The sequence below is a fragment of the Nonomuraea sp. NPDC050328 genome, from assembly GCF_044459405.1.
Lineage (GTDB): Bacteria > Actinomycetota > Actinomycetes > Streptosporangiales > Streptosporangiaceae > Nonomuraea.
In genome coordinates this window covers 1-19,349 of sequence record NZ_JBITIW010000001.1, presented here as the reverse complement: position 1 = coordinate 19,349, position 19,349 = coordinate 1, and the positions used below count along the sequence as shown (strand labels likewise).

Sequence of the window (19,349 nt, the reverse complement as noted above, 5' to 3'; positions counted from 1 at the left end):
ACGGTAGGACGGAGAGGTTTCGACCCCCGTCGAAACGTGCCCGCCGCCCCAGATGACAGGGGAGGGACTGCAAGGGACGGGCGCGGCGGTCTAGGCGACGAGGCGGAGCGGGCTGGGCTCGTCGGCGTCCGGCTCGGCGGGTTCCGGGGCAGCGGTGCGGGCGGTGGCGGTGGCGCCCGTGGCGATCGCCATCCCGACCAGGAGCACCAGGTCCACCCCGACCAAGGCCCGCTCCAGCAGCCCGTAGTAGGCCGCACCGTCGATCCAGCCCGAGATGAAGCTCGCCGGGTGCGCCAGCAGGTAGGCGGCCAGCACCAGTCCGGCCCCGCCGCTCAGCACCCGCACCGACCCCCAGCGCGCCCCCGCCTCGCGCCCGCGGGCCAGGACCCAGCCGGCCACCGGCAGGGCGGTGAAGAAGACGGCGGCGGCCCAGCGGTGGATCTCCCCGCCCAGGGTGTCGGCGCCGCTGTGCGGATCGGTCGGGAAGATCGCGCTAAGCATCAGCCCGCCCCCGGCCGCCATCAGCAGCACCCGGGCCGCCGCGCTCCGGTTCGGCTCGCGCAACGTCAGCCCGTAGGCCAGGCTGAGGCACCCGCCGGCCAGCGCCAGCATGCCGAGCATCACCGGCAGCATGCCGCCGGGCAGCAGGGCGTAGTCGCTGAGCAGGGGCTGCATCGGCAGGGCCACGTGCACGTAGATCATCCCCGCCAGCGCGGCGCCGCAGCCGGCCACGACCCCTTTCGTCATCGCGCCACCTCGTCGTAGATCTGCTCGAACCGGGCCAGGGAGGTCTGGTGGTCGTGGGTGAGCGCGAGCTCTCGGCTGGCCTTGCCCAGGCGCTCGCGCAGCGCCTCGTCGGTGAGGATCGAGGTCAGGTGCCGGGCCAGGGAGATCACGTCGCCCGGCTGGTAGAGGTAGCCGTTGCCGTCCACCAGGTGCGGCAGGGCCATCGCGTCGGCGGCCACCACGGGCAGCCCGCTGGCCATCGCCTCCAGGGTCGCGATCGACTGCAGTTCGGCGACGCCCGGCATGCCGAACGCGTCGGCCGCGGCGAAGGCCTGCGGCATCTGCTCGTCCGGCACGAACCCGAGGAACCGCACCCGGTCGCCCACGCCGATCCGGCGGGCGAGCTGCTCCAGCTTGCCGCGCTGGTTGCCCTTGCCGACGAAGGCGAGCTGCGCGTCGGTCGTGTTCAGGATGTACGGCAGCGCCCGCACCAGCTCGTCCAGCCGCTTCTCCTCGTCCAGCCGCCCGACGAACAGCACCGTGGGCCGGTCCTCCAGGTCGAAGAGCTTGCGCGCCCACGCCTTGGGTTCGGTGTGCGGGTGGAAGCGGGCCAGGTCGATCCCGCAGGAGACCGCCTCGACCTCGCGCTGGAAGCCCTGGTCGGACAGCAGCTCGGCGGCCAGCCGGGTGGGCGTGGTGATGTGGTCGGCCTTGGCGAAGATCCGGGCGAAGTCGCGCCAGGCGATCCGCCCGGCCTTGATCCGGAGCCGGTCGGGGATGTGCGCGAACTGGAAGAGGTTGTCGGGCATGAAGTGGTTGGTCGCCACCACCGGCACCCCGCGCCGCCGGGCCGCGGCGATGGCCGCCCGGCCGACGACGAAATGCCCCTGGGTGTGCAGCACGTCCGGCTCGATGGCCGCCATCAGCCGGTCGAGCCGGCCCGGCACCGTCACCCGCATCGTCGGGTGCACCAGCAGCGGGGCCGACCGCAGCCGGTGCACCACCACGCCGTCCACCAGGTCGGTCTTGCGCGGCCCGTCCTCCGACTGGCAGATCACGTGCACCTGGTTGCCGCGCTCGGCCAGTCCGGTGGCCAGGCGGTGGGTGAAGTAGGCGGCCCCGTTGACGTCCGGCGGGTAGGTGTCGGTGGAGATCAGCACGCGGCGCGGCCGGGCGGGCGCCGGGGCCGGGGCGAGCTGCGGTGTCAAGGTGTGCATCGGGGTGGCCATCAGAGGGTCCTTTCCAAGGGGCGTGCGTCAAGGGGGGTGGTGCGCGCGAGCGCGACGGTGCCGGCCGCGGCGAGCGCGGCGGCGAGGACCGGGAGGACCCCGGTGGGCAGCGGTTCGCCCAGCAGCAGAGCGCCGAAGGCGACCGCGGTGAGCGGGTCGGCGATCTGCAACGAGGCGAAGGAGACGCCGAAGTGGCCGAAGGAGTAGGCGCGCTGCAGCATCATCAGGGCGAGCAGCGCGGGGATCGGAAGAGCCAGGGCGTACCACCAGTTCCAGCCGCCGTCGATCAGCACGCGGACCAGGGTGGCGGTCGCGCCGTACAGCACGCCGGAGCTGGTGGCCAGCAGGGCCGCGCGCCCGGCCGGCGAGGCCACGCGCGAGCCGGCCCACAGCAGCACCGCGGCCACGCCGGACACGCCCAGCAAGGTGACGGCGCCCTGGGGGCTGAGGTGGGTGGGGCCGGTGTGCTCGGGCATGAGCAGCACGAGCCCCATCAGGCCGATGGCGACCACGGCCGCCGCGGCCAGTTCCTGCCGCGCGGGCCGGCGCCCGTGCAGCCCGGCGGCGATCGGGAGGGCGAACAGCAGGCTGGCCACGCCCATCGGCTGGACGACGGTGAGCGGTCCGAGTCCGAGGGCGGCGATGTGCAGGCCGCCTCCGGCGAGGATCGCGGCGCCGCCGATCAGCCAGCGCGGCCGGCGCAGCAGCGCATGCAGGCTCGGCTTGGCGACGCTGGCCTCGAACTGTTGCAGGGCGGCACCGAGGGCGAAGAACAAGGAGCCCGCCAGTGCCACCGCGGCGGCCAGGACCGTCATGCGCACTCCTTTCAGGTGGATGGTCTCCGTGGTGGGTGACCGCCGCGTGACGGCGGGCCGAACAGGTCAGAAGTCTTGGTGGGCGTTCTGGGTGGCCGGGACGAGTTCCCGGGCCGCGCGCCGCTTGCGGATCCAGCGGACCACCTCGACCACCGCGGTGATCGTGACGGCGATGCCCAGGCCCAGCAGCAGGCCCTTGATCGGGTCGTTCTCGAAGGCCATGCCGCCGAAGAAGCCGATGAGGGCCGAGTAGACCGCCCAGGAGGCGGCGGCGATGGCGTCGAAGAAGGTGAACGAGCGCAGCGGATAACGGACCGCACCCATGGTCAGGGTCGTGGCCGTCCGGCCGCCGGGGATGTAGCGGGCGATCACCAGGACCAGGCCGCCACGCTCCTCCAGCGCGCTGCGCGCCCAGACGAAGGCCTTCTTCTCCCGCAGCCGGTGCCCGGTCTTGCGGCCGATCAGGTAGGAGATGTGGTCGCCGGCGAAGGCGCCGAGCGCGGCGACCGGGATGAGCAGCGCCAGGCTGGTGTCACCGGTGGCGGCGAAGACGCCCGCGGTGATGACCGAGGTCTCGGCGGGGACGATCGGGAAGAACCCGTCCAGCACCGCCAGCGCGAAGATCGCGACGTACAACCACGGTGACGCCATCACCTGGTGGATCAGGTCGAGGATTGCCTGCGACAACGTACTGCTCCGATCGACATGGGGAGATCGCTCCCAGCCTGTCCGCACCGGCCTGGTGCGGGCCATCGGGAACAACCCCGGTCAACCATGGGCCCGCCCCCGAGTCCCGTCAGGGACGTCTCCGACGCTAGGGAAGGGGCGGATGCGCCCACATCGGCCGTTCGGCAGGGCGTCACCCTGACTTTCGTCGTGCTCACGATGACGATCCAACCGGTCGCGGGCTCGCCGATCAGTAGTGCTCAAGCCGCTTTTCGCGGTGGTCCTGGCTCCACCCCGCAGGGGAAGGGAGCGCCACCGCTAGGGTCGGACCGGTGAAGCGCACGCTCGTCGCCGACCTGGTGTGGTGGCTCGTCCTGTCCGTTCTGGCCGCCGCCGGCGGCCCTGACCCTCTCAGGGATCTCCCCGCCTTCCTCCTGGTGACCGGGGGGCGGATCGTGCTGCTCGGCGTCGTGGTGGCGGTGGGCCGGCGCCTTCCGCCGCTCGCGGTGGTGCTGCTGCTCGGGGCGGCGCCGTGGAACCTGGCGGAGGGGCTGGCGACCACGAGCCTGTTCGCCTCGATCGATCCCGCGCTCGTCCAGATCAAGCTGGTTCCCATCGGGCTGCTGCTGCCCGCGGTGGTCTGGTACGCGTACCTGTGCGGCCGGCGGATGCCGGGGCGCTGGTCGCTGGCCGCCTTCGCGGTGGTGGCCGTGGCGGGGGTCTGGACGGTGCTGGCCGCCGGGGGCGGCGTGGCCAGGTGGATCACCATGATCTCCGGGCTGCTGGGCAGCTACGCCCTGCCGTACACGCTGGGGGTGTTGCGGCGCGGGCTGCTCCAGCAGCGGGAGCGGGCGGCGAGGTCCGCCGAGGAGCAGGCCAGGCTGCGTGAGCGCACCCGGATCGCGCACGACATGCACGACTCGCTCGGGCACGACCTGGCCCTGATCGCGGTGCGCGCGGCGGCGCTCGAACTCGCGCCCGGGCTGGCGCCGGAGCAGGCCAGGGCGGCGGGGGAGGTGCGGGCCGCCGCCGCGGAGGCGACCGAGCGGCTGCGGCAGATCGTCGGCTTCCTGCGCGAGGAGGGCGAGGCGCCCTCGCTGACGCCGTCCGGGGAGAGCGTGGCCGAGCTGGTCGAGCGGGCCCGCGAGTCGGGCATGGACGTCCGGCTGGAGCAGGAGGGGCCCGCACCCGAGCTGGCCCACCGGGTGGTGCAGGAGGGGCTGACCAACGCCGCCAAGCACGCCCCGGGCGCGCCGGTGCGGGTGACCGTCACGCCCACGCTGGTCTCCGTCCGCAACGGCGCGCCCGCCCGCCGCGCCACCGTCCGGCCCGGCGGCCTGGGACTGGCCGGCCTGCGCGAGCGGGTACGGCTGGCCGGCGCCACCCTGGAGGCGCGGCCCGACGGCGACGGCTTCCTGCTGGCGGTCCGGCTCGATCCCCCGTGAGGGGGAGGCGCTTCCCCGGCTCGCGGGAGGCCCGCCGGAGCCCTGCCCGGCACGCTTGAGGCATGCGAAACGACACCGGCCGGATCGTCGCCGGCACCGTGGCCATCGCCGCGATCCTGCCCTACCTGACGCTGAAGACCCTGTGGATGACCGGCAACCCGGTCGGCGTCCACGAACCCGACCTGATGGCGGGCTCGGAGATGACCGGGCTCAACGCCATGACGCTCGGCCTCGACCTGGTCGCGCTGGTCCTGGCGGTCGGCTTCACCTTCGGCTGGGGCCGGCGACTGCCCGCCTGGCTGGTCCTGCTGCCGCTGTGGGTCGGCACCGGGCTGCTGGTCCCGATCGTCGTCGGCCTGCCGGTCACGCTGGCGCTGGACGGGCCGGGCGCCTTCGCCACCGGGCCGCTGGAGAGCTGGGTGTACGTCGTCGTCTACGGCGGCTTCACGGTGCAGGGCCTGGCGCTGGGGGCCTCGCTGGTCATCTACGCCCGCGACCGCTGGCCCGCCGTCTTCGCCGGCCGGTACGGCGGAGCCGTCCCCGCCCTGATGACGCTGCTCGCCCGGGGCGCGCTGGGCCTGTGCGCGGTGATCGGTGGCGTGCGGCTGTACTGGGCGCTCGGCGGCACCGCCGGGCTCGACCCGGCGATGGCGGCCGGGCTGAGCCTGTCGGGCGCGGTGCAGCAGGCCTTCACCGCGCTGCTGACCATCGCCGGCGGGGTGGCCTTCCTGGCGCTCGTGCGCGGGGCGCGGCGCGTGCCGTACCTGTTCGTGGCCTGGCTGGGCACCGGCTCGCTGTTCGCCTGGGGCCTGTACTCGCTGATCCTGCTCGCGGTGGGCGGCCCGCTGCGGCCGGAGGGTGTCGAGACCGCGGTGCCGAGCCTGGTGGACCTGTTCTCGACGATGACCGGCCTGGTGATGGGCGTGGCCGGGGCGGTGGAGCTGGTCTCAGGCGGGCGCGTGGTGCAGCCGGCGCAGGACCCGCTTGAAGGCGATGATCGAGACCGTGATCGCGCTACCGCTGATCAGGGCCACCACTGAGGTGCGGATCAGCAGGTAGCCGCCGAGGGTGTCGTGCAGCAGCAGCCAGATGCCCAGGGTCGAGTTGGTCAGCAGCACCAGCGCCCACAACAGCGTGACGCGGACGAAGAACTGCCGCACCCGCTCGTTCTGGAGCACGGCCTTGGGCAGGTGGATGTAGTCGAGCGCGAGCTTCTCCGCCAGCGGCTTGTTGAGGCCGATGGAGATGAGGAAGGCGATGCTGATGCAGACCGTGCCGAGCTCGGGCGGCAGGAAGAAGAACTTGGGATCGCCCAGGAAGACCGAGATGACGGTGCGGGCGGTCGCGGCCAGTGCCGCCAGGAACATGGTGGCCGGCACCTTGGAGCGGCGGACCAGGCGGATGCCCACGCACAGGTAGACCCAGCTCGTCGCGGCGATCATCGCGCCCAGCTCGCCCAGCGTCACGAGGGTGAGGTAGAAGACGGCCAGCGGCGCGACCACGCCTTCGAGCAGGCGGGGTGTCGCCTGCTTCAACAACGTGGTCAGGCGGGGGAGGGTGACCTGGTGCTGGTTCAAGGACTGCTCCGCGGATCGTCCGGTGGGCAGCCGCTACCCACACATCACCCGATCAGTCGGGAAATGTCTGTTTTTGGGGATTGCCGGCTTACCCGGGGAGGTGGCTTACGGTACCTGACGGTCCCGACTGCCACTGTCGCTTTGTACTCGTTCGGACTTGCCGCTCACTTACAACCCGGCGGTGGCCAGCTTGGCGCTGAAACCCAGGAAGATCGCCCCGACCGCGGCGGTCAGGCCGGAGGACAGCTTCTGCCTCGACCGGAACTGGGTGGCCAGATACGTGCCGCCGAAGATGAGCAGGGTGAGGTAGAGCACGCTGAAGACCTGGATGATCGCGCCCAGGATGAGGAAGGAGATCGCCGGGGCCGCGTAGTTCGGATCCACGAACTGCACGAAGAAGGAGACGAAGAAGAGGATCGCCTTCGGGTTCAGGATGCTCACGATCAGCGCCTTGCGGAACGGCCGGCCCGCCGGCGTGCGCGCCTCGGCGGTCCCGGCGGTCCCGGCGGCCTCGGCGGTCCCGGCCGCCCGGCGCCCGCGCAGCGAGCGGATCGCGCCGCGCAGCATCTGCACGCCGATCCACGCCAGGTAGACCGCACCGGCGTACTTGACCACGGTGAACGCCAGCGGGCTGGCCTTCAGCAGCGAGGCCGCGCCCGCCGCGGTGAGCACCATGAGCACGGTGTCGCCGACGAACACCCCGGCCGCCGCCCGGTAGCCGTCGCGCACGCCCCGCTGCGCGGCCAGCGACAGCACGTACAGCGAGTTGGGCCCGGGGAGCAGGATGATGAAGATCGCACCCACGATGTAGGCCCAGATGTCGGTGATGCCGAAGAACATGGCGTCATGATACGAGGGCGGCTTGTGCCCCGGTACGGCGGAGCGAGCTAGTCGGGCCGGTACCAGAGCGAGCCTGCCTGCCGGTGGCCCAGCGCCCGGTAGACCGCGTCGACCAGCGCCTGCCCGCGCGGGTTGATGCCCAGCCCCGGCCCCTGCTTGTTCATCGTGTAGCCGAAGGCCAGCCGCGCCGGCGGATCGCAGAAGCCCACCGAGCCGCCCATCCCGGGATGGCCGAACGCGGTCTCGGTGTAGCCGATGCCCTCCCGGTCGGCCGGCGGCAGGTAGCCGTTGTCGACCGCCTTGGCGAACCCCAGCGAGAACCGGGTCGGCACCTGCAGCACCGCGTCGGTGCCCGCCGAGACGGCCGGGGCCATCAGCGCCAGCCGCTCGGCGCTGACCAGCCCGCCGCCGCCCAGCGACAGCGGCCGGTAGAGCCCCGCCAGCCCGCGCGCGTTGGTGATCGCGCCGACCGCGCCGATCTCGGCCGCGTGCGCCGCCCGGCTGTCGGACTCGCCGGGGGTCAGCAGGTAGCCGCCGTCGTTGCCGATCAGCAGCGCGGCCGTCGAGGCCGGGTCGGCGAAGGCCGTGCGGTAGAAGGCCGGCAGGTCGGCCGAGGGGTCGGCCGGGATGGTCGGCGCCACCCGCCCCTCGTGCTCCTCCGGCAGCCCCAGCCAGAACTCCAGGCCCAGCGGCTCGGCGATCTCCTCGCGGAAGAAGGTGCCCAGCGAGCGCCCGCTGACCCGGCGCACCACCTCGCCGACCAGGAAGCCGAAGAGCAGCCCCTGGTAGCCGTGCCGCGTGCCCGGCGGCCAGAACGGCTCCTCGGCGGCCAGCGTCTCGGTCATCTGCTTCCAGTCGTAGAAGGCGCCCTTCGGCAGCGGCGTGCGCACGACCGGCAGTCCGGACTGGTGGGCCAGCAGGTGCCGGACCAGGGTGCCTTCCTTGCCGTTGGCGCCGTACTCGGGCCAGTAGCGGGTCACCGGCGCGTCCAGGTCGAGCTCGCCCCGGTCGGCCAGCAGGTGCGCGCACAGCGCGGTGGCGCCCTTGGTGCACGACCAGACGTGCCCGACGGTGTCGCGCCGCCACGGGCGGTCCGGGGGTACGGCGGAGCCGCCCCACAGGTCGACGACGGTCTCGCCGTCCACGATCACGCAGACCGAGGCGCCGACCTCGCCCCGCTCACGCAGATTCCGCTCGAACTCCTCCGCGACCTCGGTGAAGCGAGGCTCGCACGTGCCTTCCACTGTCATGGACCGAATCCATCATCCGGCTGGCCGACCGTCCAGTCTGTCCGCCGAATTCGCGCTTTACCTATAATTCCCACTGGTTTACTATGAATTCAGCGAGCCCTCCGCCCGCGCCGTGGCTGGCGGTGTGCGGGCGGGCCTCGCCGGCGGAGGGGGTACGGCTCGCGCGGCTGGGGTGGTCGCGCGAGCCGTACCCGGCCGGTCGCCCCCGGCGGCGGCCAGGGGCAGCACCCGGTGCGGGACGACGGTCGAGAGCGTGATCACGGTGCTGCTGCGCCGTACGCCCTCGATGGTGAGCATGCGGTCGATCACCTCCTGGATGTGCTCGTGATCGCGGCCCGCGATGCGGCACCACACATCGCCCGGCCCGGTGACGATGTGCGCCTCCAGGAGTTCGGGGATGGCGTCCAGGGCGGCGGAGATCACCTCGCGCGAGGCCTGCTCGACCTCCAGCGTGGTGAACGCCTGGACCGGGTGGCCGAGCGCGCGGGGGGAGAGGTTCGGGCCGAAGTCGGTGACCACGCCGTCCTGCGTCAGCCGGTCGAGGCGGGCCTGGACCGTGCCACGCGCCACGCCCAGCAGGCGGGCCAGCTCCAGCAGGCCGCTGCGCGGGCGGTCACGCAGCAGGTGGAGCAGGCGCAGGTCGAGCTCGTCGAGGCCGGAGCGGCGTGCTGGCATATTCGACACCTATCCCACGAGTTTTCACGATATTTCGCAGCATAGAGGGGTGGGTGTTGTCAGGATTGGCACCCGCCTCCGAGACTTTGCGAGCATGAACGAGCAGAAGCACCGCCACCCCTTCGTCCCCTACCGCCCGGAGCGCTACGAGCCCGAGGAGATGCTCCGCCGGGGCCGCGAGTTTTACTCCCTGGTCGACCGCCGGCGCAGCGTGCGCTTCTTCTCCCCGGAGCCGGTGCCGCGCGAATGCGTGGAACTGGCCGTCATGGCGGCCAACACCGCGCCCTCCGGCGCGCACCAGCAACCGTGGAAGTTCATCGTCGTCGGCGACCCCGAGACCAAGAAGCGCATCCGGGAGGCCGCCGAGGTCGAGGAGCGGCAGAACTACGAGGGCGGGCGGCTGACCCCCGAGTGGCGCGAGGCGCTGGCCCCGCTGGAGACCACCTCCGACAAGGCCTACCTGGAGGTCGTGCCGTGGCTGGTGGTCTGCTTCGCGGAGAAGTACGGCGTGCGCCCGGACGGCTCGCGGGTCAAGCACTACTACGTCAACGAGAGCGTCGGCATCGCCTGCGGGCTGTTCATCACCGCCCTGCACGCGATGGGCCTGTCGACGCTCACCCACACGCCCAACCCGATGGCCTTCCTCACCGAGATCTGCGGCCGGCCCGGCAACGAGCGGCCCTACATCCTCTTTCCGGTCGGCTACGCGGCGGCCGACGCCGAGGTGCCGGATCTGCGGCGCAAGCCGCTTCCCGAGGTGCTGGGGTGACCTGCGGTTCTTGAGGTTTTGATCTTCCCTTCGGCAGACAAGGCCGCCGAATACCAGGATTTGGGCCTTGTGAGGCCCTGATGTCAAAGCTACGATCGCGACAACTCTTAGGAAACTTTCCTAAAAGAAATCATGGATTGGGACTCCAGATGTCTCTGTCACCCCCCTGATCCCACCGGACAACCTGCACAAACAGTCGCCGCCCAGCGTCACGCGCGCCGCCCCGCGCGAACCACCCCCCGAAGTTCCCTCACCATGGGAGCGATCATGCAGCGCGACCTTCCCTTACTCGTCCTGACAGCCCCGGCAAGCCTTTTCTTCACCGCCGATCCCGAGTGGCGGCCAGGACCCCCTCCGCACCAGAGCCCGCGGGCCGGCAGCCGGGCCAGACCGGCGCCGCCCGCCCCGCCAGACCCGCCTCCGGCCGCCCCGGTCCGCGAGCCCCACGGCTCCCCGACCGCCGCACCGGCCGCCGGTCTGCGCTGAGCCCCTCCACAACGACCCTCGACGCGCCTGCCGACGAGGGTCCGGCCGTACGGCTTGCGTCGCCTCACACCCCCCGCGCAAGCCGTACGGCCCTTCGGCCACCCCCGCGCCTGCCGTACGGCGTCACAGCCCGCCTTTGCCAGACGGAGACTCCATGAGATATCGCGCCTCAGCCGCCCTGGTCCTGGGACTCGTCCTCGGACTCGGCGTCACCCCAGCGCACGCCCAACCCGCCCACTCCGCCGCCGTCCAGCTCGCCGCGGCGTGGGCGCCGTACACCACCTACGCCGTCGGTGCGGTGGTCACCTACAACGGCACCGACTACACCGCGATCCAGGGCCACACGTCGTTGCCCGGCTGGGAGCCGCCGAACGTCCCGGCGTTGTGGAAGGCGGGCGCGACGCAGGGCAACGCCCCAGGCCAGCCCGGCACCGCCACGGTGACCTCGACCAACAACTCGATCTCGCTGTCGTGGGGCGCCTCCAGCGGCACGGTCACCGGCTACCGCATCTACGAGGGCTCGACCCTCAAGACCACGGTCACCGGAACCACAGCCACGATCAGCGGCCTGGGCACGTGTGAGTCGCACACCTACACGATCAAGGCGTACAACACCACCGGTGAGTCGACCGGCCGCGACGCCTCCGGTACCACGACCGGCTGCACCACCGGAGCTCCCGGCCAGCCCGGTGCGGCCACGGTGACCAGCACCAACAACTCGATCTCGCTGTCGTGGGGCGCCTCCAGCGGCACGGTCACCGGCTACCGGGTATACGAGGGTTCGACCCTCAAGACCACGGTGACCGGAACCAGCGCGACCATCAGCGGCCTGGGCACCTGCGAGCCGCACACCTACACGATCAAGGCATACAACGGCAACGGCGAGTCCACCGGCCGCGACGCCTCCGGCACCACGACCGGCTGCCAGAGCGGCGGCGGCCTGCCCAAGCACTTCCTCACCGGCTACTGGCACAACTTCGTCAACCCCGCCACCGAGCTGAAGCTCTCCCAGGTGCCGAACGAGTACGACCTGATCGCCATCGCCTTCGGCGAGGCCACCTCCACCCCGGGTCAGGTCGTCTTCGCCCTCGACAGCGCCCTGGCCACCGCGGTCGGCGGCTACACCGAGGCCCAGTTCAAGGCCGACATCGCCGCGCTCAAGCAGCGCGGCAAGAAGGTCATCCTGAGCGTCGGCGGCGAGACCGGCCGCGTCGCGGTCGCCTCCTCCTCGGCCGCCACCGCCTTCGCCTCCAGCGTGCACGGCCTCATGCAGAGCTACGGCTTCGACGGCGTCGACATCGACCTGGAGAACGGCCTCAACGCCACCTACATGGCCCAGGCGCTGCGTGACCTGCGCTCCCGCGCCGGCTCCGGCCTGATCATCACGATGGCGCCGCAGACCATCGACATGCAGTCCACCGGGATGGAGTACTTCAAGCTCGCGCTGAGCATCAAGGACATCCTCACCGTCGTGCACATGCAGTACTACAACTCCGGCTCCATGCTCGGCTGCGACCAGGCCCAGGCCTACTCGCAGGGGACGGTCAACTTCATGACCGCGCTGGCCTGCATCCAGCTCGAGAACGGCCTGCGGCCCGACCAGGTGGCCCTCGGCCTGCCCGCCGGACCCGGTGCGGCCGGCGGCGGCGTGGTCTCGCCCACCCTGGTCAACCAGGCGCTGACCTGCCTGGCCACTCGCACCAACTGCGGCAGCTTCGTGCCGCCGCGCGCCTACCCCGAGATCCGCGGCGCGATGACCTGGTCCATCAACTGGGACGCCAGCCACAACTGGTCCTTCTCCAAGACCGTCAAGCCTCACCTGCAGGGGATGCCATGAGACTCCGAATCCTCGCGGCCACGGCCGCCGTGTGCGCGATCGGGCTGCTGAGCGCCGCCCCCGCGCAGGCCGTACCGACGAGCGCGGCCGTGATCCAGCTCGCCCCCGCCTGGGCGCCGTACACCACCTACGCCGTCGGTGCGGTGGTCACCTACAACGGGACCGACTACACCGCGATCCAGGGCCACACCTCTCTGCCCGGCTGGGAGCCGCCGAACGTCCCGGCGTTGTGGAAGGCGGGCGCGACGCAGGGCAACGCCCCCGGCCAGCCCGGCACCGCCACGGTGACCTCGACCAACAACTCGATCACCTTGTCGTGGGGCGCTTCCAGCGGCACGGTCACCGGCTACCGGGTCTACGAGGGTTCGACCCTCAAGACCACGGTGACCGGCACCTCCGCGACGATCAGCGGCCTGGGCACGTGTGAGTCGCACACCTACACGATCAAGGCGTACAACACCACCGGCGAGTCGACCGGCCGCGACGCCTCCGGCACCACGACCGGCTGCACCACCGGAGCCCCCGGCCAGCCCGGCGCGGCCACGGTGACCAGCACCAACAACTCGATCTCGCTGTCGTGGGGCGCCTCCAGCGGCACCGTGACCGGCTACCGGGTATACGAAGGCACCACCCTCAAGACCACGGTGACCGGCACCTCCGCCACGATCAGCGGCCTCGGCGCCTGCGAGTCGCACACCTACACGATCAAGGCATACAACGGCAACGGCGAGTCCACCGGCCGCGACGCCTCCGGCTCGACCACCGGCTGCCAGAGCGGCGGCAAGATGGACGGCGCGCCGTACCTCTACATGGGCTGGGGCAACCCGCCCAACCCGGCCACCGTCATGGACGCCACCGGCGTGAAGTCCTTCACCATGGCCTTCATCCTCGCCCAGAACGGCTGCAACCCCGCGTGGGACGGCAACCGGCCGCTGACCGGCGGCGCCGACCAGCAGGCGATCAACACCATCAAGTCGAAGGGCGGCAACGTCCAGATCTCCTTCGGCGGCTGGTCGGGCAACAAGCTCGGCCCGAACTGCGCCACCCCGCAGGCCTTCGCCGGCGCGGTGCAGCAGGTCATCAACGCCGTCGGCCCCGCGGTCGTCGACTTCGACATCGAGAACACCGACGAGTTCGAGAACTACACCGTCCAGGACCGCATCCTGAACGGCCTGAAGATCGTCAAGCAGAACAACCCGAGCGTGAAGGTCGTCGTGACCTTCGGGACCACGCGCACCGGCCCCAACGCGCACGGCGTGCGCCTGATCAACCAGGCCAAGGCGCTCAACGTGCCGATCGACAACTTCACCATCATGCCGTTCGACTTCGGCGGCTCGAACATGTACACCGACACCGTCAACGCCTCCGAGGGCCTGAAGACCGCGCTCAAGAACGCCTACGGCTGGACCGACGCGATGGCCTACTCGAAGATGGGCATCTCGGGCATGAACGGCCTGTCCGACCAGCAGGAGCTCACCAGCACCGCCACCTGGACGCAGATCCGCGACTGGGCCAAGTCCAAGGGCCTGACCCGGCTGGCGTACTGGGCGGTCAACCGCGACCGGCCCTGCCCCGGCGGCGGCGTGACCTCCAACTGCAGCGGCATCGCCCAGCCCGAATGGGAGTTCACCCGCATCACCGCCGGCTTCTGACCGGGCGGCCGGCACTCGAAGGCTCACGGCCCCCACCGGACAGGGGGCCGTGACGGGTGGTCCGCACCCCAGCCCGGATCACCACCTCAGATGAGGAGCGGCGAGGGAGCCGTGCCGGCGGCTTAGCTCCCCATCCCGCGATCCGCGGTGCCGGGCGCCGGGGTCCGGCACCGCGGACCGCCTGCGAGTTCCCTGTGAATTCGCAGGCCGTTCCCATGCCCCCGCCGAACCGCCTGACCTGCCACTTCATAGTGATCCCTGATTCGCCGACCAGGTGGCGGGCCACTTCCCGGGTACGGCAGGCTAGTGCCCACCATGGAATACGCAGTGCTCACCGGCATCGTTCTCGTCAGCGGCGTCCTGCTCGCCCTGTTCGCGCAGTGGCGTGACTGGCGGCCCTCGCTCACCACAGCCATCCTCGTGGGCGTCGCCGTCCGCGTCCTCCTGCTGATCACCTCGGCGAACGACGCCTGGCAGCCGGTCGATTTCATGGAGAGCTTCAAACCCGCCGGCGAGGCGGTGCTCAACCGGCAGGACCCCGTGCTCGGCAGCGAGGGCGGCTGGCACTTCCTGCCCACCATCCCCTACGTCTACGGCATCCTGCTCTGGCTCGGCATCCCCTGGGAGTACGCCGGCCGCCTGGTCACCGTGGTCGCCGACATCGCGCTCATCCCGCTGGTCGCCAAGCTCGCCGGCGGTCCCCGCGCGGGGCTGCGCGCCTTCCAGTACGCGCTCAACCCGCTCGCGCTGCTGGTGGCGTGCATCCACGGCCAGGTCGAGCCGGTCGCGCTGGCCTTCGGCGTGGCCGCCTTCGTCGTCGCCCGCGGTCCCGGCGACCCGGAGCGCACCGGCTTCACGCTGCCGGTGCTCGACCGCGTCCGCCACTACGGCGCCTCCGACGTGGTGCACCGGGTGGTCGCCAAGGTCCGCCGCGAGCTCAAGCCCGGCATCGACGACCGCGCCACGCTGCGCCGCGGCATCCTGGCCGGCGTGCTGATGGGCCTGGCCCTGTGCGCCAAGAGCTGGCCGATCTGGCTCATCCCGGGCATGCTGCTGCTCCTGCCCAACCTCCGCGCGCGCATCGCCTCGCTGGTGCTGACCGGGGCGGTCCCGCTCTTCTTCCTGGTCACCCTGCCGATCTTCGCCGGGACCGCGCTGAGCGAGATCCCGGCGGTGATCAAGGAGATCCAGAACATCCGGCCGATCGTCGGCGAGTGGGGTTGGACCCCGTGGTTCACCGAGGGGAGCTGGGCCCTGGAGCCCGAGCTCGCCAAGTTCGGCACCTACCTGATCTACGCCAGCGTGCTGGTCGTGATCTTCCTGTGGCGGCGGGCCGACCCCATCGACCTGACGATCGCGATCCTGCTCGTCTTCATGGTCGTCACGCCGCGGCTCGGCGCGCAGTACCTCCTGTGGTTCATGCCCTTCCTCATCGCCCGCCCGACCCGCTTCGCCTGGCCGGCGATCATCGGCGTCAGCCTGTGGGCCGGGTACGGCTACCTCTACATGACCCAGTTCGACGTGGACACCTGGTGGTGGCTGCACTCGCTGTGGTCGCGGGCCTCCATCGTGCTCCTGCCGCTGCTGGTGCTGGCCATGCCGTGGGAGCGCCGCGTCCCGGCCGCGGTGCGGACCGCCGACTCGCGGCCGCTCATCCCCTCCCGCTGACCTGCCAGGGGGTACGGCTGAGCCGTACCCCCTGATCCGTCACCGGTGCAAGGCGTGGAACAACGCGACCCACTGGTCGGGATGGACGAACGCCACCACCGCGTCCCGGGGGATCCCGGCCACCGCGAACGCGGCGTCCAGCCCGGGGTGGTGCCCGCGCAACGTGGCGTGGAGCGTGCCGCCGACGCCGGTGAAGCCGAGCTCCACCAGCTCTGTGTACGCCGCCTCGTCAGCGCGGGAGACCAGCGGCTCGGCCCGCCGCTCGATGCGCAGGACGCCGGAGTCGACCGACGGCACCGGGCGGAAGCTCTCCCGACCGATCCGCCCGGTGAGCTCCCAGCCGAACCACGGCCAGGCCGAGACGGTCAACCGGCTCCAGCGGCCGAAGTCGCCCGACCGCTTGCGCGCGTACTCCAGCTGGGTGAGCAGCGTCGCCGAGGTCAGCCGGTCGGCGTTCAGGCACCAGCGCACGATCGGCGAGGTGATCGAGAACGGGATGTTGCCGGCCACCGCGAACGGCTCGGCCGGTGGACGGACCGTGGTGAAGTCCGCCTTGACCACCTGGATGCGCGGATTGTCGCGGGTGCGGGCCTTCAGCTTCGCCGCGTAGAGCGGGTCGGCCTCGTAGCCGATCACCTGGGCGCCGGCCGCAGCCAGCGCGAAGGTGAGCGCGCCCTCGCCGGGTCCCGGCTCCAGGATCAGCCCCGCCGGGGCCGCCACCTTGACGATCTGCTCGATCGCCTGCGGGTCGGTGAGGAAGTTCTGCGACAGCTCGCGCCTGGCCCGGTCGCGGGGCGTGCGCCCGCCGCTGGTCCGGGTGGTCTTCTGCTGAGTGTGGGAATAGTTGCCGAATGCGTAGGACTGCGCCACAGCAGTTGCCCTTCTGGGTCTTCGAGAGGAAACAGGTCTCGAAGGGCCCTGGGCACGCCGGCGGAGACGAGGTCAGATCCGCCCGCGGGCCAGAGCCCGGCCGCGGCGGATGCGGATGAAGCAGGTGCAGAATCCACTCATGCGGAGCACGGTACGGAACGCCCCGTCTCGTTGCAACGGATTATCGGTCCGGCCCGATAAGCAATCATGAAATATCGGGCTCCGGTGGTGATCGCCCTGCTCGCCGGCTGCGTGCTCGCCCTGACGGCCGGCTGCACGGCCGCCCCGGCCCCCAAGGCCGGGCCCCCGCCCGTCGCCTCGTCGATCCCGCCCGCGCCGCCCGTGCGTGCCGAGGCCGAGGGCCTGGTCGCGGCCGGCTCGCCCGGCGCGGTCACCTACGTCCTGGACGGCGACCGCGTCTGGCAGGCCGCCGCCGGCGAGGCCGAGCCGGGCTCGCCGATGCGGACCGACCACCGCTTCCGCATCGCCAGCATCACCAAGACCTTCACCGCCGCCCTGATCGCCCGCCAGGTGCGGTCCGGCCGGCTCAAGCTCACCGACCGCGCCCGTGACCTGCTGCCGAAGGCCACCACCTCCCGCGCGACCGTCGCCGACCTGCTCAAGCACACCAGCGGGATCCCCGACTACCTGCGCGGCGACCGCTTCACCGAGGCCGTGGCGCGCGGGAACCGCCACCTCGACGAGTGGCCGCCCGCCAAGCTCGTCGCCTATGCCGGCGAGCCCGGTCCTCCCGGCGTCTACCGCTACTCCAACACCAACTACATCCTGCTCGGGCTCGTCCTGGAGAAGCTCGGCCGCCGGCCGTACCGGGCGCAGATCGCCGACCTCGCGCTGCCCGACACCGAACTGCCCGCCGTCCCCTTCCCCGACCGCCTCGCCCGCGGCGTGCACACCGACGGCTCGCCCGGCTCCACCGAGGCCAGCGCCTCGCTCTTCTGGAGCGCCGGCGGCCTGGTCTCCACCGTCGCCGACGTCGCCCGCTTCTACCGCGCCCTGTTCAGCGGCGAACTGCCCGAGGGCGCCCTGGTCCGCGAGAAGAACGGCGTGTACGGCGAGCGCCTGTCCTGCGGAGTGCACGTGCTCACCCACTCCGGACTTCTCCACGGGTACGGCGGAGCCGCCATGTCCACCGAGGACGGTTCGCGGGTGGTCGTCGTCGAGGTCAACTCCAGCAACGCCGGCGACGCCATCGCCGCCGCGAGCCGCCTGATGTGCGCGACGTGACCGAGGGAGGTCAGGTCTTCCCGGTGGCCTGTGCTTCCTTGGGCACCTCGCCCGAGATGAGCGCGGCCGCCCATTTGGCCGCCGGATCGCTGTCCACCAGCAGGGCCCGCGCCAGCAGGCTAAGCGGGATGGCCAGCAGCGCCCCCAGCGGCCCGAGCACGAACGCCCAGACGATGAGCGACAGGAACGTCATCGTCGTGGACAACCCGACGGCGTCGCCCAGGAACTTCGGCTGGATGAACGACTGGATGACCACGTTGATCGCCACGTAGGCGGCGATGACGAGGAGCATCTGCTTCACGCCCCCGTCCAGCAGGGCGAGCAGCGCCGGGGGGATCAGCCCCATGATGAAGCCGATGTTCGGGATGTAGTTCGTGATCAGCGCCAGCACACCCCAGAGCAGGGGGAGCGGCACCGACAGCAGGTAGAGCGCGGCGACGTCGAGCGCCGCGCAGACCAGCCCGAAGGCCGTGGAGACGAGCAGGTAGCGGCGCGTCTTGCGGGCGAAGGTGGCCAGCGCCTCCACCAGATCGGGCCGGCGCGCGCTCCCTGAGGCGAGGATCCGCCGGGTGGCCGGGGCGTCCAGGCACATGGCCAGCAGCAGCACGACGATCAGGAAGATGCTGGAGAAGACGCCGACGACCCCGCTCACCAGCCCCTGCGCGAGCCCGATCAGCTTGCCGGGGTCGAAGGACTGGATGGCCTTGTTGATCACGTCGTTGCTCGCGCCGAGGCTGGTGAGCCAGTGGTGTGACTCGTCGACGAGCTCGTCGAACTCGTTGGCGTACGAGGGGAGCAGCGCGGCGAGCTGCCCGGTGGACAGGCTGAGGATCGCCACCATGGCCAGCAGCACGAGCAGCACGATCAGGAACGGCACCGCGACCTGGATCCAGCCGGGCGCACCGGCGCGCTCCAGGCGCGACCGCACCGGCGAGACGGCGATCACCAGGACGAGCGCGAGCATGATCGGCCCGACGATGCTCGCGACCTCGCGGATGCCGAACAGCGTCACCACCGCGCCGGCCGCGCCGACCAGCACGATGAAGGCCCTGGGTACGCCTTGATCAGTCACGCAGCGTTCATACCCGTGAAGTGGGCATTCACGACTAAGCACCAAGTTCTGGGGGATTGTTGGCGCTGGACGGACCCTTGTGATCATTCTGTGGCCGGTCTCTTCGCGCGAACGCGTTCAGAGCACTCCGGGGCGCTGCTAATCTTTCTAAGCCGACGTCGGACGGCGCAACCCCACACCATCGCTCGCAAGAGCAAGTGTGGCGTGCGCGGGCAGAAGTCGGAGATCCCTTTCTGGTTTGGCGGTCCAGAAGATCGGTTCGCGGACTGGTCAGAAGGCTGGTAAGTTAGAGGGGTTGCCCCGGAGACGGGGCGGTCTGAATTTCCGCAGATTTCGCCGGGCCGGTCAATTTGACTCGGAACGGACGGTCTGAAAGAATAAAGACACAACGAACGAAACGAAAAAGCGCCACCGGGCGGTACGACGGTGAACGCGTCCGTTTCTTGAGAACTCAACAGTGTGTTAAAAGCCAGTGCATGATTTACACATCATGCAACACCTCGTCTATAGACGATTGATTGTTGCTG

The 19,349-nt window shown here is 71.1% G+C and carries 17 protein-coding genes; 7 read left to right on the top strand and 10 right to left on the bottom strand.

Annotation, left to right across the window (positions count from 1 at the left end; genetic code table 11):
* Positions 1–90: 90 nt before the first annotated feature.
* The 4 genes from ACIBG7_RS00085 to ACIBG7_RS00070 form a co-directional block, all read right to left on the bottom strand.
* The gene (locus ACIBG7_RS00085) at positions 91–747 is read right to left on the bottom strand and encodes a DUF998 domain-containing protein (protein WP_357918262.1); all 657 of its coding nucleotides are present in this window, start codon (positions 745–747) and stop codon (positions 91–93) included.
* Entirely contained in the window at positions 744–1,955 is a 1,212-nt protein-coding gene (locus tag ACIBG7_RS00080) for a glycosyltransferase (protein ID WP_397334666.1), read from the bottom strand. Before ACIBG7_RS00080 ends, ACIBG7_RS00085 begins: the two co-directional genes overlap by 4 nt.
* Entirely contained in the window at positions 1,955–2,770 is an 816-nt protein-coding gene (locus tag ACIBG7_RS00075; RefSeq protein WP_397334665.1) for a DMT family transporter, read from the bottom strand. The genes ACIBG7_RS00080 and ACIBG7_RS00075 overlap by 1 nt, the downstream gene beginning before the upstream one ends.
* 66 nt (positions 2,771–2,836) lie before the next feature.
* A complete protein-coding gene (locus ACIBG7_RS00070) occupies positions 2,837–3,457 on the bottom strand; it encodes a DedA family protein (RefSeq protein ID WP_357918268.1) in 621 nt (206 codons plus the stop codon).
* 311 nt (positions 3,458–3,768) lie between these two features.
* Here ACIBG7_RS00070 and ACIBG7_RS00065 point away from each other — a divergent pair, with 311 nt between their 5' ends.
* Both ACIBG7_RS00065 and ACIBG7_RS00060 read left to right on the top strand, forming a co-directional pair.
* Positions 3,769–4,881, top strand: coding sequence for a sensor histidine kinase (locus ACIBG7_RS00065; RefSeq protein WP_397334664.1), 1,113 nt, complete (start codon positions 3,769–3,771; stop codon positions 4,879–4,881).
* 62 nt (positions 4,882–4,943) lie between these two features.
* Positions 4,944–5,921 carry a hypothetical protein gene (locus tag ACIBG7_RS00060; protein ID WP_397334663.1) on the top strand — a complete coding sequence of 326 codons (978 nt, stop codon included), beginning with the start codon at positions 4,944–4,946 and terminating at the stop codon, positions 5,919–5,921.
* Here the strand turns inward: ACIBG7_RS00060 and ACIBG7_RS00055 are convergent.
* The 4 genes from ACIBG7_RS00055 to ACIBG7_RS00040 form a co-directional block, all read right to left on the bottom strand.
* The gene (locus ACIBG7_RS00055) at positions 5,829–6,458 is read right to left on the bottom strand and encodes a VC0807 family protein (protein ID WP_357918277.1); all 630 of its coding nucleotides are present in this window, start codon (positions 6,456–6,458) and stop codon (positions 5,829–5,831) included. The genes ACIBG7_RS00060 and ACIBG7_RS00055 overlap by 93 nt on opposite strands.
* 168 nt (positions 6,459–6,626) lie before the next feature.
* On the bottom strand, positions 6,627–7,298 hold the full coding sequence (gene leuE, locus ACIBG7_RS00050) for a leucine efflux protein LeuE (protein WP_397334662.1): 672 nt from the start codon (positions 7,296–7,298) through the stop codon (positions 6,627–6,629).
* A gap of 47 nt (positions 7,299–7,345) precedes the next feature.
* Positions 7,346–8,548 carry a serine hydrolase domain-containing protein gene (locus tag ACIBG7_RS00045; RefSeq protein ID WP_397334661.1) on the bottom strand — a complete coding sequence of 401 codons (1,203 nt, stop codon included), beginning with the start codon at positions 8,546–8,548 and terminating at the stop codon, positions 7,346–7,348.
* Between the two features lie 81 nt (positions 8,549–8,629).
* Positions 8,630–9,223: an Lrp/AsnC family transcriptional regulator gene (locus ACIBG7_RS00040; RefSeq protein WP_397334660.1), complete on the bottom strand. Its 594-nt coding sequence runs from the start codon at positions 9,221–9,223 to the stop codon at positions 8,630–8,632.
* A gap of 94 nt (positions 9,224–9,317) precedes the next feature.
* Between ACIBG7_RS00040 and ACIBG7_RS00035 the strand changes: the two genes are divergently transcribed.
* The 4 genes from ACIBG7_RS00035 (at position 9,318) to ACIBG7_RS00020 (ending at position 15,635) form a co-directional block, all read left to right on the top strand.
* Complete coding sequence (locus ACIBG7_RS00035; protein WP_397334659.1) at positions 9,318–9,992, top strand: nitroreductase family protein; 675 nt, start codon at positions 9,318–9,320, stop codon at positions 9,990–9,992.
* Positions 9,993–10,632: 640 nt separating this feature from the next.
* Positions 10,633–12,315 (top strand): chitinase, encoded by a 1,683-nt coding sequence (locus tag ACIBG7_RS00030; RefSeq protein WP_397334658.1) that lies wholly within the window; start codon positions 10,633–10,635, stop codon positions 12,313–12,315.
* Complete coding sequence (locus ACIBG7_RS00025) at positions 12,312–13,967, top strand: carbohydrate-binding protein (protein ID WP_397334657.1); 1,656 nt, start codon at positions 12,312–12,314, stop codon at positions 13,965–13,967. Before ACIBG7_RS00030 ends, ACIBG7_RS00025 begins: the two co-directional genes overlap by 4 nt.
* A 315-nt stretch (positions 13,968–14,282) precedes the next feature.
* Positions 14,283–15,635, top strand: coding sequence for a hypothetical protein (locus ACIBG7_RS00020; protein WP_357918297.1), 1,353 nt, complete (start codon positions 14,283–14,285; stop codon positions 15,633–15,635).
* A gap of 39 nt (positions 15,636–15,674) precedes the next feature.
* Here ACIBG7_RS00020 and erm read toward each other — a convergent pair whose 3' ends face one another.
* Positions 15,675–16,505, bottom strand: coding sequence for an ErmE/ErmH/ErmO/ErmR family 23S rRNA (adenine(2058)-N(6))-methyltransferase (erm, locus tag ACIBG7_RS00015; protein WP_397334656.1), 831 nt, complete (start codon positions 16,503–16,505; stop codon positions 15,675–15,677).
* Positions 16,506–16,712: 207 nt separating this feature from the next.
* Between erm and ACIBG7_RS00010 the strand changes: the two genes are divergently transcribed.
* Entirely contained in the window at positions 16,713–17,750 is a 1,038-nt protein-coding gene (locus tag ACIBG7_RS00010; RefSeq protein ID WP_357918302.1) for a serine hydrolase domain-containing protein, read from the top strand.
* Between the two features lie 10 nt (positions 17,751–17,760).
* On the opposite strand, the gene ACIBG7_RS00005 is transcribed toward ACIBG7_RS00010, so the two are convergent.
* Positions 17,761–18,822 (bottom strand): AI-2E family transporter, encoded by a 1,062-nt coding sequence (locus ACIBG7_RS00005; RefSeq protein ID WP_397334655.1) that lies wholly within the window; start codon positions 18,820–18,822, stop codon positions 17,761–17,763.
* Positions 18,823–19,349 lie beyond the last annotated feature (527 nt).

What these genes read in the sequence shown, in the direction of transcription:
- ACIBG7_RS00085 (WP_357918262.1), bottom strand. Translation starts at nt 747, where the DNA reads ATGACGAAAGGGGTCGTGGCCGGCTGCGGCGCCGCGCTGGCGGGGATG.
- ACIBG7_RS00025 (WP_397334657.1), top strand. Translation starts at nt 12,312, where the DNA reads ATGAGACTCCGAATCCTCGCGGCCACGGCCGCCGTGTGCGCGATCGGG.
- ACIBG7_RS00045 (WP_397334661.1), bottom strand. Translation starts at nt 8,548, where the DNA reads ATGACAGTGGAAGGCACGTGCGAGCCTCGCTTCACCGAGGTCGCGGAG.
- ACIBG7_RS00030 (WP_397334658.1), top strand. Translation starts at nt 10,633, where the DNA reads ATGAGATATCGCGCCTCAGCCGCCCTGGTCCTGGGACTCGTCCTCGGA.
- leuE (WP_397334662.1), bottom strand. Translation starts at nt 7,298, where the DNA reads ATGTTCTTCGGCATCACCGACATCTGGGCCTACATCGTGGGTGCGATC.
- ACIBG7_RS00080 (WP_397334666.1), bottom strand. Translation starts at nt 1,955, where the DNA reads ATGGCCACCCCGATGCACACCTTGACACCGCAGCTCGCCCCGGCCCCG.
- ACIBG7_RS00020 (WP_357918297.1), top strand. Translation starts at nt 14,283, where the DNA reads ATGGAATACGCAGTGCTCACCGGCATCGTTCTCGTCAGCGGCGTCCTG.
- ACIBG7_RS00075 (WP_397334665.1), bottom strand. Translation starts at nt 2,770, where the DNA reads ATGACGGTCCTGGCCGCCGCGGTGGCACTGGCGGGCTCCTTGTTCTTC.
- ACIBG7_RS00040 (WP_397334660.1), bottom strand. Translation starts at nt 9,223, where the DNA reads ATGCCAGCACGCCGCTCCGGCCTCGACGAGCTCGACCTGCGCCTGCTC.
- ACIBG7_RS00035 (WP_397334659.1), top strand. Translation starts at nt 9,318, where the DNA reads ATGAACGAGCAGAAGCACCGCCACCCCTTCGTCCCCTACCGCCCGGAG.
- ACIBG7_RS00010 (WP_357918302.1), top strand. Translation starts at nt 16,713, where the DNA reads ATGAAATATCGGGCTCCGGTGGTGATCGCCCTGCTCGCCGGCTGCGTG.
- ACIBG7_RS00060 (WP_397334663.1), top strand. Translation starts at nt 4,944, where the DNA reads ATGCGAAACGACACCGGCCGGATCGTCGCCGGCACCGTGGCCATCGCC.